Below are 12,541 nucleotides of genomic sequence, written 5' to 3' on the forward strand. Positions count from 1 at the left end.
ACCAAACTTGACGTTCCCTCCTAAATCAATGGATGCCGTAGCGGATCTGATAATTTCTGATCCATAGTCATCGGTAACACTGACCAATAGTTCCACTTGGCCATTAGCCAACAAAGCCAAGTCCTCGATATAGGCTCCGTCATAGATATCCGTCTGGCTATGGTCGATTGGTTGCAACTGCGTCAGCGTCAACACACCGCTGCTGCTACTGATCTCAATCGTGAATGTCGTATTAGCCGCATTCACTCCACCTTCCGTGAATGACGTCGAACCCGTGATCACACCTCCTATCTCATAAAGACGGATAGGTACTCCACCACTCGTCAATCCAGATGGTGATCCTTCCGTGTACGCACCATCCAAGCCAAGAGCATAGACAATTGATCGTGTAGCACCAGGGCCTGGCGCTGTAATCGTGAAATTTACAGCGAAATCAACACTGGCAACAACTGGACTGACATTCGTATCGCCAGCTCCCTGATCGCCGACAAAATTGCCGTCACTTAAGCCGCCATCAAACGTCAGCACTTCACCTAAGTCAGAAGCATCGATGATCGGCGGATTGGGATCAACTGGAGGATCGGATGATGGAGGCGTCTCAACCGCATCGCCTGCGGCAGCTAAAGGCTGAAACGGTGTCGCTGCGTCTCCCGTCGGTGGCTGACCAGGCGGCTGCTGCGGGACTAATGCCGATTGGGACTCCTCAGTGGTGGTCGTGAGGAACAAAGGGTTGCCCCCACTACTGCCCTGCGGTGCATACTGCGGGCCAGGGATCGTGGGCTTGGCTACAACCTCTGGCGGTGGCAGCTGGTCCACCGTTTCCGGAATCCCTTCGTAGGGAATGTTCTGAAACGCCTCGGCCCCGCCTGGCAGAACAAACTCACCGTGTGGATCGGGCACCTTCCGGTCCTGGACATTGCCCGCCATGTCCCGATCGGTTTCTGCCGCCTGCGCGTCGCCACCGGGATTGAGAGCAAAACCGAGTCCTTCTTCTACTGGCATCGATCCCTACGCCGAAGCGCACATCTATTGCCAAGGTATTGACGTCGGTTGCCGCCGGAAGGGAAAGCAGTAGCGCAGATGGTTAAGAATCAAGGCGAATCTAAAGGAGATGAAAAGAGGACTGCCAGATCCCGCAAGTAGGGCGGGATCTGAAGGAAGATGATCAAACGAGACAAGCAGAAGAGAGGTCTTTAGCGACTCTCCCGTAGTGCTGAATCCATCGTCCGAGTGAACGGCTGGAAGAGATAACGCAGGACGCTGCGGCGTTGCCCCTGGATATCCGCAACCAGAGGCATCCCCGCTTGAATCGGAAATGTCTTGCGGCGCTGATCCACAAACTGCCGGTCCAGCTCCACCCGTGCCAGGTAGTAGTAGGCACGGGTATCCGGATCTTGCACCGTGGTGCCTGCCAAACTCAGCACCTTGCCGGGCACAGAGCCATAAATGGTGGAATCAAACGGCTGGAGCTTCACGTCCACCCGCTGCCCCACCTTCACAAAGCCAATGTCTTTGGATGGCACCCGCACCTCCACCAACTTCTTACTGCCAGTCGGAACGACCTGCAGAACCACAGCACCTGGACCCACCACAGCACCCGGGGCCTTGTAGCGCAGGTCGCTGATCACCCCACTGACCGGGGCCGTGACCTTGGTGCGCTCGAGCTGGTTGCGCACTTTTTTGATGTTTTCTGCCACCACAGCCTCTTCGCTCACCAACTCTGCAATTTGTGAGTTGTTCTCGAAATGCAGGCCGGATTCCACGCCCTTCAGGTTGGCTTGGGCCTGGCTCAAGGCCTTGCGCGCTTCATTCCGCGCCCCCTTCATCTCCGCTAGCTGCGTCTTGGTATGGAGCAACTGCAACCGTGAGGCCCCGCCGGACTCCTGAAGCGACGCCCACATCGCAACCTGCTGGGTTTGGAGATTGATCTGCTCGTTCAACCCCTCGACTTCCGCCTGCTTCTGCTGCACCGTGGCCCGAGCAGCGGCCAGCTGATCAGCTCGATTGGCAAGGCGGCTGGTCAAGAGCTGTTGCTGGGCAGCACTGACCTTGTTGCCCTGCTCGATCCCCTGGAGATCGCCAACTGAGAGGGTTGCGTCACCACGAATCGCCGCCTGCAGTTGCTTTTGCTGCAACAACAGGTTCTTGAGCTTCTGCTCAGCTGCGTCATATTCGCTGCCCACCAACTTGGGGCTGAGCTCCAGCAACACCTCTCCCTCTTTGACCTCCTGGCCGTCGCGGACATCCACCTTGGAGACAATCCCTCCCTCCAAGTGCTGGACCACATTCACCGCACCCTCGGGCACGACCTCACCGGAAGCCTGAACGACCTGAGTCAACGGAGTCAGGGCCGCCCAGGGGACAAACAAAGCTGCTGCACCACCGAGGAAGTACAAGGACAGGCGCAGGTGACGGTTGTCCGGCTTTTGCTCGAGATCAAGGGCCTGGGATAAGCGCTGATGTCCAACCAACGCCGCCACGTCGGATTGATCCAATCCAGGAAGCTTGGCGAACCAACCGCCAGAGGGGGGGGAGGATGCGCCCTCATCCTTGCTTGGCTCAGGGTTGGCGTTGACAGAGGAGGAAGTCATGGCATGAAGAGAAAATGGTGAACGGTGGATTGGATCTAGGGCCTGTTTTGAAGCCGTTGGCGTAACTCCTCGGGAGTGCCCTGGAAGGTGGTCACCCCTTTGTCGAGGATGCAGAGCTGATCGACCTTCTCAAGTAACAAGCGGTTGTCGGTGGCGATGACAACACTGCGAGGGTGGCTGCTGAAGAACGACACCCGGAAAGAGGGCAGAGCCTCGAGGAAGATTTGGAATTGATCCGGAGACAACCCCTGACTGAGGTCGTCGATCAACAGGATTGGGGTGTCTTTAATCAGGGCCTGCGCTAGGGAGAGCAAACGCAATACCCCATGGGGCAGCTGATAAACAAATGCCTCATCCAGGGAGGTGTCGAACCCGTCAGGCAATGATTCCAGGTAGTCCAAGATCCCGATGCGGTCGCAAATCGAGCGCACGTGGGGTGGCGTCACGTCGGGATTCATCGCCATCAGGTTGGAGAGCACCGTCCCAGGCAGCAGCTCTGAGCGCTCCATCACGAAAGCGATGTTGCTTTGAATCAGATCAGGACTGAACTGGCGATAGTCGACACCGTCAAAGAGCAATGAGCCATTGGAGAGCGGATACAGCTGATCAATCACCCGCAACACCGCACTTTTGCCGCAACCGGCTTTCCCCGTCAGAGCCAGGATTTGTCCGGGTTCCACCGACAGGGAGACCCGCGTCAAAGCCAAACTGCTGTCACGACCCAATCGACAGGTACCGGAATCCAAAAGGACCGAGCCATAGAGCCGATGATGCGGTGATTCAGCCGCCATCCGGGTGGTTTGGCGAAGCTTGAAAAACTGATCCAGTTGAGCGAACTGCTTGCGCATCGAACTCAAACGCAACATCGCATTCATCAACTGCTGGAAGGGTGTAAAGACCCTCCAGACGAAGAACATTGCGGCAATCAGAGTGCCCATGGCAGCGGCACCCTCTTCGCTGTTCGAAGCGAGCCAAACGCCAAACGCCAGAGTCAACACCCCGGCTAGCTGAGATGCGGTACTGACAACCACCTGCAGGCGCCCCAATTGGCGGTTGATCGTCAGTGCGCTACTGGTGCTCTGAGCCGAGAGACCACGCAAACGCTGCAGCCAGACCCACTCCAAACTGGATTGCTTCACCTCCAAAAAGCGGCTCACCAACTCCTGCTGCGCCTGAGCAATTCCAATTTCACTGGAGAGGCTGAGATCAGCAGCGACGCCGTAATAACGAGACATCACCAGGACCAAGATGACGGTGATGCCCATCAAGACCAAGGGGATCAAGACCAAGGGGCCTGCGATCAGTGCAATCGCAGCCAGATAGAGCAGGACAAAGGGAAAGTCCAACAGGGCCAGGGCAAGGGGTCCTTGCAAATAGACCAATAGCGCATCGAGATTGCGTTGCCGATTGCGGTAGCTGCGAGTCCCCAAGGTTTCAGTCTGGTTGGAGTCCAGTCCAATCGTCTTCTCAATCAGCTTCACGCCCAATAAGGCATCAAGGCGTGCCGCCAGCTGTGCCAACTGACTGCTTCTCCATTGACGTAGGGTCCAATCCAGACCAAACAACAACAAGACGCCAAGGAACAACCAGGCTCCGGTGAAGAGGTTTTCACTGGGAATCACGACGTTGTAAACGGCCCGGATGTAAAAGGGCACGACCAGTGCCAATAGAGCAAGCGCAAAGCTGATTCCATAGAGCAGAGAAATGCGGTGACGGAAGCGATACAGAACCTGCTGCACCAAGGCCACGCGATCGCTGGGAGGCGCTTCGTAAAAAACAACCAGGCTGCCGCCGACCGGCACGTCTGCAAGACCAACGCGACCATCAGCATTGGCAGCCAACAGGAGACCTTGCCCGTCCCGTGACAGCACATAGGGGTGCTGCTCAGGTGTCAGATAAAGCGCCGGTAGGCTGTAACCCTGTAACTGATCCCAGCTCTGAAGACGCTCCTGGGTGCTGCCGTAGCCCAACCGCAACAGCAGGTTCCGGGCTTCCACCAGGTCCATCTGACGGGGATCAGGACCAAACAGCTCAAACAGCTGCTCTGACCGTCCCATCCACATCAACTGCTGCAACAACAGTCGCAGGCAAAAGGCCAACGGAGCTTCGGGACTGAGCGTCAGGTCGCGAATCAACTGAGCGGGACTGCTGGATTCAGAGCCATTGCGGGACAAAGTCATGAGCTGGCCTCCTGCAGGGCGGATTGGAGATCGAGTTGTTGATCAGCAAGCCCGGAGAGCACCAACCCCCGACCCGCAATCAACACGGTTAAGTGGCCGTGACAGCGGTGAAGGGCCCGTGTGAGTCCATCGATAAAAGCCTTCCCGTAGGAACAATCACTGAGATCAAGAAGCAGGAGGTGAGGATTACGAGTCAGAGCCGTCACCAGGTGCGCAAGGGCTTGAGCGTCACGCGAGAGGCCCGTTGGAAGCGTTCCACCCATGGCTGTTCCATAGCCGTGGGGCAAGGCACGAACCTGGTGATCCAAGCCAGTCAGGAAGGACCAGAACAAAGCTTTTCGCCTCAGGCGACTGGGCTGAAAACAGGTGATGTTCTCCAGCAACGTCCCCTGGAAAAAAGCGCGGGATGGATCGACGTAAGCAATGTCATCCCGTAGCTCAACGCGTCGATAGGACGCGATCGGCTCACCATCCAGGGACAACTCAGGGTTAGGGCTGACCTGAATTAACTCCAGAAACAACTGCCGTACATCAACGCCAAAGCGTTGATCCCGAAGCAACACAACAGAGCCTTTCTTCGCCTCGACCAATGGAGAACCGTGCCGCGAAATGGTGAGCAGACCCCCAGATGGAAGCTGCCGGCTGCCCCCAGGACCTTCGACAGGCAAGGCCATCAGTGCGTCGTATTCATCCCTCGAAAGGCTCAAGCGGCGATAGCTGTTCCATAGCCCCATCGCTTGCTGCCAAGGGGCGAGGATCTTGCCAAGCAACAGCAGAGCAGCAGCAAGGGCACCGACGAGGAGACGATCGTTCACGACCAACAGCGCACCCCAGGTGACGCCAGCGGCAAACGTGATCTGTCCCATCAAGGAACCAAAAGCCTGGTACTGCCCAGCGAAGGTGTTATGCAGCATCCGGTCATAGGCCTGCTCTTCTTGAAAGCGCTCACTAGCCACCAAAAACTTCGAACCAAGACCATTGGATTTGATCAAATCCATGGCATCGACCAACTTGTCTTGATAGGTGCGGGTCTCAAGCTCGGTTTGATCCCGACGTCGTGAGAGCCGCTCATAGTCCCGAGCGAAGGCCAGAGCGCGAAAGAGGTAGACAATGATCGCGAGAACAGCGACCACTCCAACGCTGCCAGCGATCAAGAACAAGACGACCACAAACAACAGCGAGAAAAGCAAATCAATGGCAGTGGTCAGCGCCTGCAAAGCACTCTCATCGCGCAGAAGATTGATGCTGTTCAAACGCTGCAAATGCCGACCTGGGGATAGTGCCAAGAAATCCGGCAGTCCCAACTGCAAGAAATGGGACACAGCCTCGACCCGCTTCTGATGCTCGACGCGAGCTCCATCAGCACCGGTCAACACCAGACGCACACTTTTGAGCCAGCCCCCCAAGATCATCAACAGCACAACACCCACGCTCAAGACCACCAAGCTCGACATCGAGCCAGAGGGGAGGACTGAAGTGAAGACGATATTGATGTAGAGCGGGGAAGCAAGCTCGAGAATATTGATCAGCACTGAAGCCACCAAGATGGGCTTGAGCTGGTAATCCGACCACTGCACGTATCGCAAGGACTGGAAGAAGCGATGTCCCATCGCTTCTTCCAAGAGGTCAAGTGCAGCATTCAGCGACTGTTTGCAGCGACGAATCGATGCCGAGAGAACATGCCGGAAGCTCTTGCGCGAAAGGACCGCCTCATCAAGGCTCGAAACCATGTGCCCCCAAAATTGCCTGCCAAAAACATATGCAGCTCCAAGCCCGCTGAAGGCGCCAGGGGAACTCTTAATAAAGGGAATCGTTTCGCGTCGCTTTTCGAAACACAAGCATCAAGCACCCTTCATCAGCCGGCGACAGGATTCAATCTGATTAGTCTTCGGGACAACCAAGCAAAGCGGTGAGGACCGGCTCGTGTTTCGTTTTCAGCTCTCCACTGAGCGCAATCAAGTGGAATTGATCGCCAATGGACAAGGACAGTCCATACCCTTTCAGGTGATCGGTCCGGCGACCGAGATAGCTTTTGTTGAGGAGTTAGTCGAACAGCACTTTGGCTCGTTGTGTGTCAAGCCAGGGGATCTACTGGACTTTCTCCAGAATGACCCCTGGATTCAAGAAACCTTTCAGAGCCCAACTGTGATCGAAGGAGAACTCGAAGCAGCCCTACTCGATGCTGAGGCCGAGAAAGACTTCTTTCAGACGAAGCCCCTTGGCCAAAAGTTGGTCAGTGCAGGAGTGATCGATCTGGACGAACTCGAGCAACTCCTTTTGGATTACCAACCATTTGCTGCCAACCAGCGTTTGGGTGAATTCCTCAGGCTGAATCTCAAAGTCTCTGGGCCGATGCTGGAATTACTGATTAATCCGTCGCTCTATGCCGATCGAGGCTTCAATGACCAGCGCCTCGGAGAGCGCCTGAAAGAGCTAGAGCTCATCAGCGAGGACAGACTCAATCAAGCCCTGGCCAGCCAGCGGATGAATGGCAAGCGACTTGGAGAGATCCTGGCCAACCAAGGGGTGATTTCAGCGCAGATGGCCAAGTTCTTTAGTGAGGCTCAACTCACACCAGCCGGCGAGATTGAATTCGCGAGTTAGGCCCAAAGCGCATCCGCCATGCGTGCCACCTGGACAATGGCCGCTCCATCGTGAACACGGACCACATCCACACCAGCCGCGACGCAACGGGCAACGACAGCTGCAGTACCCCAGAGTCGAGCCTTAGGGCGGGGCTCATCCAAAACAGCTCCGATAAAGCGCTTGCGCGAAGGCCCCACGAGAAGCGGGATGCCATCCACCTTGAGCTGCTCAAGTCCCTTGAGCAGCTCAAGATTCTGTTCAGTGGTTTTGGCAAACCCCAAGCCTGGATCCCAAATCAAGCGCTCCATGCGAACACCCGCAGCAAGAGCGCGCTCGGTGGCATGCCGCAGCTCCCTGAGAACGCCAGCAATCACACCCTCAGGGCCGTAGTCCGTCAACGAATCCATGGAGTGGCTGTCCCCTCTGGAGTGCATCAGCACATAGGGGCAGTCGGCTGCGGCGACAACAGCCAACAAATCGGGATCCCGAACGCCGCCGCTGATGTCGTTGATCCAATCCGCTCCAGCTTCAATGGCTCGCTGGGCGACGCAGGCCCGATACGTGTCCACCGAGATCAGCGGCTGACCCAATCCGGGCGGGAAGGCTGATCGAATCGCCTGGAGACTGGGGAGGAGGCGATTGAGCTCCTCTACACCGCCGACATCCTCTGCACCAGGACGGGTGCTTTGGGCGCCAAGATCCAAAACCCCCACACCTGCTTTGACCAATGTCTTGGCCTGCCGCAAAGCCTGGTCTGGAGAGCGAAAGCGACCACCGTCACTGAAGGAATCGGGGGTGAGATTGATCACCCCCATCACCTGGGTTGGTTGGCCCAAGGGCCTTGTCATCAGACCGGCTGGTAGTTCGCAATGCGAGCGAAGCCCTCTGGATCCAAGGAAGCCCCACCCACGAGAACGCCGTCGATATCGCTCTGGGCCATCAACTGGTCAATCGTTCCTGGATTCACAGAACCGCCGTACTGCACCACCACGTCGGAATAACCAACCCAGTCTCGAATCAGACCGCAGATCCGGTTGGCTTCAGCCGCCTCACAGGTTTTGCCCGTGCCAATGGCCCAAATCGGTTCGTAGGCAATGATCAATCGGCTGTGATCCAAGCCATCCACCCCTTGCTGCACCTGGCGGCGGATCACCTTCTCTGCTTCCCCTGCCTCCCGCTGCGAATCGCTCTCGCCAACGCACAGGATCGGGGTGATGCCGTGCTTCTGGGCACTACGGGCCCGAAGATTGATTTGCTCGTCAGTCTCGCTGTAGTACTTGCGTGGCTCACTGTGGCCAACAATGGCGTGACTCACTCCATGCTCGAGGAGCATGCCGGCAGAGACCATCCCGGTAAAAGCGCCCTTCTCTTGCCAGTGGATGTTCTGAGCCGCAATCCGTATCCCACTGCCCGCCAGGGAACTGCTCAAGCTGGCGATGGCCGTAAAAGGAGGCGCCAGAACCACCTCACGATCGCTAGGGAGGCCGGCCACCAGAGGCTTGAAGCTCTCAGCAAAGGCCTGCGCTTCAGCGCAGGTCATATGCATCTTCCAATTGCCCGCGATGACAGCCTTCCGCACTGCGTTCATAGGTCGACTAGCGATCCAACCTAAGGTCTGGGGTCCTCAGTGAAGGTCGAGCTGCTGAGGTACGAGAACTGTCTGACCAGCGAGCTCAACCCGGTCGCCGGCTTTCAGCTTCCGACCTCGCTGAGTCTCCTGGAAGCCATTGACCCGGACCTCCCCGCCTTGAATGCGCTGCTTGGCTTCACCGCCTGTGAAGACCAAGCCTTGCCATTTCAGAAATTGATCCAGGCGAATGGGCTCGGAGGTCCCCAGGGGTGTGGTCACGCTGTCAACTCATGCCAGTTGCATTGTCCAACCCTGAGTCCCCGCCTCGTTTGGCGGAACCAGATTGTTTCCACCATTACCTTTAGCCGCATAGAGACCCACGTCTGCAGCAGCCAAGAGCTCATCGATGTTGCAGACCCGTGCCAAACGTGAATCCGCCATGCCGATCGACAATGTGAACTGGACAAGAGACCCGTCATTCAGCCGCCAGGAACGGGCTGCAACCTGACGGCGTAAGGACTCCAGAACAGCAGCCGCTTCTTCAGCGGACTCCAGCATCAGAACAGCAAATTCATCGCCTCCGAGGCGACCAATCAGATCGCCAGACGGAATCACGTCACGAAAGAGTGTGGATAACTGACAGATGACTTCGTCCCCGGCGGGGTGACCATAGGTATCGTTAATCGATTTAAAACGATCGATATCAATTAAAGCAACAACACACAGGCAGTGATTCTGGTTGAACTGTCCAATCTGCTGGGCAGCCATCTCAAAAAAGGAACGGCGGTTAAAAACGCCAGACAAAGAATCGACTTGAGCCAATCCCAATAACTCAGGCAAAAGGCGGCGACGTAAAAAGAACACCAGCGCCGTTTCCGTCAGAAAGAGTGGTGCAAAACCTGCAAGAAAAACGAGCGCAATCCAACGAGACCAGCGCTGAGTCACTGGAGACAGATCAAGCTCGAGCACCAATAGCCCACGGGTCCCCAGATCAGGCCGCCCCTCAATCGCCAAGGGAGTCGGAGCAATGTGGACAAGTCGCTCACCACCGAAGGCAGGGATGAATCCAAAAAACTGATTAACCGGTTGAACAGAATGGCAAGCGGCAGCCGCATCGGCTGGACGAAGGCACGTCAGCAAATCACTCGAGTTTTCTCCAAGCCTTGTCCACCAGCTGAGGCCAAAGACTGAACTGCCCAGCATCGTGTTGTCATTCGCGGCAATGACTCTTCCACCTGGACCGAGAAGAACAGCCGAGTGCAGGCCTCTAGAAGCGGCTTTGAGCTGGAGCTCTCGCTGGACTTCCTCGACGGGTTGATAACTGGTGACGCTACGAACAAGGTCGTGCTCAATGGAGCGTGCCTGGAGTTCTGCCTCTCGCATAGCGGCATGCACAACCAGAAATCCGCTAACCCCAACCAAGAGGCAAGATCCCAAAGCGGTCACAAGCAGGGACAGGAAGATCAATTCCTGATTCACCCGTTGATGCAGAAGACCCTTGGTTGAGGGAACCAGTCGCTGGACTGATCGGAGGTGACTCATTGTGCCGCTTCTACATACGTAGAAGTCACCTTCGGTATGATCGAGCCTGGCGGTATGAGCTGCAGTTTCTCTTGCAAATCACGCACCGCTTCAATATTGCGAGCGACCCGTCCCTCAGGCTGTAGCATTTCGACCTGATCAGACAAGCTGAAATAACGCAGACCCTGTTCCGCTGCACGAAACTCATCGACGCTCAGGCGTTCCCGTTCAGCCAGTAGTGGAAGGGCTCTCTGAGGACTTAGCCTTGCTTCAGCATGGGCTGCAGACCAAGACCTCAACAGGGAAACAACTCTGTTTTGGTTGAGTTTGAGAAAGTTTTTTTCAACAACCAAGACAGTCAGGATCTCCCCCGGAATGACTGCACTATTGAAGAGTGGACGTAAGGGAGAACCTCTTAGAGTGACGCTGCTAGAGGGAGAGGGCAGTACTGCTGCATCGACAGAGCCAGTGAACAAGGCTTTGGGCATCAAGCCAAGTTCCATCTTGCGCATCTTGATCTCACTGAGCGATAAACCATGAAGCTGAAGTGCCCGACCGAGGACAAACGGTCCAAAGTTGGAGCGCGAAACGGCAATCGACTTCCCCTTTAGATCTCGAATTGAGAGCAGTGACGGTACAGAAATAATCTGATCAGCCTCGACTGACTCATCCAGAACCAAGATGACAACCGGGCATCGCTCAGGCACTCGAGCACAAAGCTCAACCAACTCGATAGTGGTTAATTGTGCTATCGGAAGTTCTGCCCTGAGATAAGCATGAACAATGGATTGAGGGTCCGGATACTGCCGAGGAAAGATCTCAATACCCTCGACCCGATCAAACCCCAACTCGTGAGCCAAATAAAAGTACTCATAACCAGGCCAACTCGAGACAGGGACATCAATCGAGGGGCGACGTGAAGCGCAAGATCCGACGAACCAGACAAGACAGGAAGCCAGCAGTAGGCCAGGAAGGGATCTCCGAGACATCCAAAGGGGCAGCCTGAGGCCAAGTTCAACCTAGTGGCCAAGCCTGAGAAAAAAGCTTTTCACTCGAAGCAGATCTCACTCAGATCTGTGACTAGGTGTTCAGTCTCAGCAGGTTGGTCAGCTGACAAGAAGGTGTGAGGCCGCTACGGGTTGAGGTGCGACCCACCAACCCAGACCTCACGCCCCATGCATAGCCATCCCAATGCCCGGCTGACACAGAAGAGCCGGCTCAGGCTCGTCAATCAACACCTCCAAGACCGCCGTCCCCTGGCTGAACTGGCTGCAGAAGCAGGCATCAGCCTCCGCTGTGCCTACAAGTGGCTGGCCCGCTACCGCTCAGGCGGTGCAGCTTCTCTGGCGGATCGACGGAGTGTTCGCCGCACCCAGCGGCGGACGCTCGATCCGAGGCATCTGCAGCAAGCCGTAGAGCTGAGGCATCAACGGCTGCACCTCCGCCACATCGCGAGGCTTCTGGTCGCACCCTTCTCCACCGTGGCAAGGGTGCTCAACCGCCTTGGTCTCGGGCGGTTGCGGAATCTCGAGCCCAAACCTCCAGTCCAGCGCTACGAGCGGGAGCATCCCGGAGACCTGATCCATATCGACGTCAAAAAGCTCGCCCGCTTTCGCAAAGTCGGTCACCGCATCACTGGCAACCGCCAGCAGGGCCGCTCCACGGGCGTTGGCTACGACCGCGTCCACGTCGCCATTGATGACGCCACACGGCTTGCTTATGTCGAGGTGCTCGCAGACGAGCAGCAAGCCACGGCCATTGGTTTTATGAGCCGAGCTGTGGCTTGGTTCAACAGTCAGGGCGTCGAGTGCCGGCAGGTCATGTCTGACAACGGTCCCGCCTACGTCTCACGCAGCTTTGCCAAGGCGTGCAAGGTCCTGGGCCTCAGGCACATCCGCACCAGGCCCTACACGCCGAGGACCAACGGCAAAGCCGAACGGTTCATCCAGACCCTGTGCCGGGAATGGGCCTACGGGATGCCGTTCCAGAACTCAGAGGAACGCAATCAGTGGCTGCCTCGCTACCTGTCGATCTATAACCGTCTCAGGAAGCACACAGCACTCGGAGGCCGATCACCTCAGCAGCGGCTCAAC

General features: G+C 56.6%; 11 protein-coding genes. 2 read left to right on the top strand and 9 right to left on the bottom strand.

The genetic code is table 11. The features are described 5' to 3' along the window. The 4 genes from CB0205_RS16150 to CB0205_RS0111765 form a co-directional block, all read right to left on the bottom strand. Positions 1-1,002: DUF5801 repeats-in-toxin domain-containing protein (locus tag CB0205_RS16150; protein ID WP_198001938.1), on the bottom strand; the 1,002-nt coding region annotated here is incomplete at its 3' end. Positions 1,003-1,193: 191 nt separating this feature from the next. Beyond that, positions 1,194-2,591, bottom strand: coding sequence for an HlyD family type I secretion periplasmic adaptor subunit (locus tag CB0205_RS0111755; protein ID WP_010317599.1), 1,398 nt, complete (start codon positions 2,589-2,591; stop codon positions 1,194-1,196). 35 nt (positions 2,592-2,626) lie between these two features. Then, the gene (locus CB0205_RS0111760; RefSeq protein ID WP_010317601.1) at positions 2,627-4,771 is read right to left on the bottom strand and encodes an ATP-binding cassette domain-containing protein; all 2,145 of its coding nucleotides are present in this window, start codon (positions 4,769-4,771) and stop codon (positions 2,627-2,629) included. After that, positions 4,768-6,501 (bottom strand): ABC transporter transmembrane domain-containing protein, encoded by a 1,734-nt coding sequence (locus CB0205_RS0111765; RefSeq protein ID WP_010317602.1) that lies wholly within the window; start codon positions 6,499-6,501, stop codon positions 4,768-4,770. The genes CB0205_RS0111760 and CB0205_RS0111765 overlap by 4 nt, the downstream gene beginning before the upstream one ends. 229 nt (positions 6,502-6,730) lie before the next feature. Here CB0205_RS0111765 and CB0205_RS0111770 point away from each other — a divergent pair, with 229 nt between their 5' ends. Beyond that, a complete protein-coding gene (locus tag CB0205_RS0111770; protein ID WP_156797955.1) occupies positions 6,731-7,375 on the top strand; it encodes a hypothetical protein in 645 nt (214 codons plus the stop codon). On the opposite strand, the gene folP is transcribed toward CB0205_RS0111770, so the two are convergent. Genes folP through CB0205_RS15505 form a run of 5 tightly spaced genes read right to left on the bottom strand, consistent with a single transcriptional unit; the run spans position 7,372 to position 11,437 of the window. Further along, on the bottom strand, positions 7,372-8,205 hold the full coding sequence (gene folP, locus CB0205_RS0111775; protein ID WP_029626358.1) for a dihydropteroate synthase: 834 nt from the start codon (positions 8,203-8,205) through the stop codon (positions 7,372-7,374). The genes CB0205_RS0111770 and folP overlap by 4 nt on opposite strands. Continuing rightward, positions 8,205-8,936 (bottom strand): triose-phosphate isomerase, encoded by a 732-nt coding sequence (tpiA, locus tag CB0205_RS0111780; protein ID WP_010317608.1) that lies wholly within the window; start codon positions 8,934-8,936, stop codon positions 8,205-8,207. The genes folP and tpiA overlap by 1 nt, the downstream gene beginning before the upstream one ends. A 45-nt stretch (positions 8,937-8,981) precedes the next feature. Next, positions 8,982-9,206 carry an RNA-binding S4 domain-containing protein gene (locus CB0205_RS0111785; RefSeq protein WP_010317610.1) on the bottom strand — a complete coding sequence of 75 codons (225 nt, stop codon included), beginning with the start codon at positions 9,204-9,206 and terminating at the stop codon, positions 8,982-8,984. Between the two features lie 9 nt (positions 9,207-9,215). Continuing rightward, positions 9,216-10,406, bottom strand: coding sequence for a diguanylate cyclase (locus CB0205_RS15715; protein ID WP_198001939.1), 1,191 nt, complete (start codon positions 10,404-10,406; stop codon positions 9,216-9,218). 59 nt (positions 10,407-10,465) lie between these two features. Beyond that, positions 10,466-11,437 carry an ABC transporter substrate-binding protein gene (locus CB0205_RS15505; protein ID WP_010317613.1) on the bottom strand — a complete coding sequence of 324 codons (972 nt, stop codon included), beginning with the start codon at positions 11,435-11,437 and terminating at the stop codon, positions 10,466-10,468. Between the two features lie 186 nt (positions 11,438-11,623). Here CB0205_RS15505 and CB0205_RS0111800 point away from each other — a divergent pair. Next, on the top strand, positions 11,624-12,541 hold a 918-nt coding region (locus CB0205_RS0111800; protein ID WP_010317614.1), incomplete at its 3' end, for an IS481 family transposase.

It is taken from the genome of Synechococcus sp. CB0205, from assembly GCF_000179255.1.
In the GTDB taxonomy this organism is placed as follows: Bacteria; Cyanobacteriota; Cyanobacteriia; order PCC-6307; family Cyanobiaceae; genus Vulcanococcus.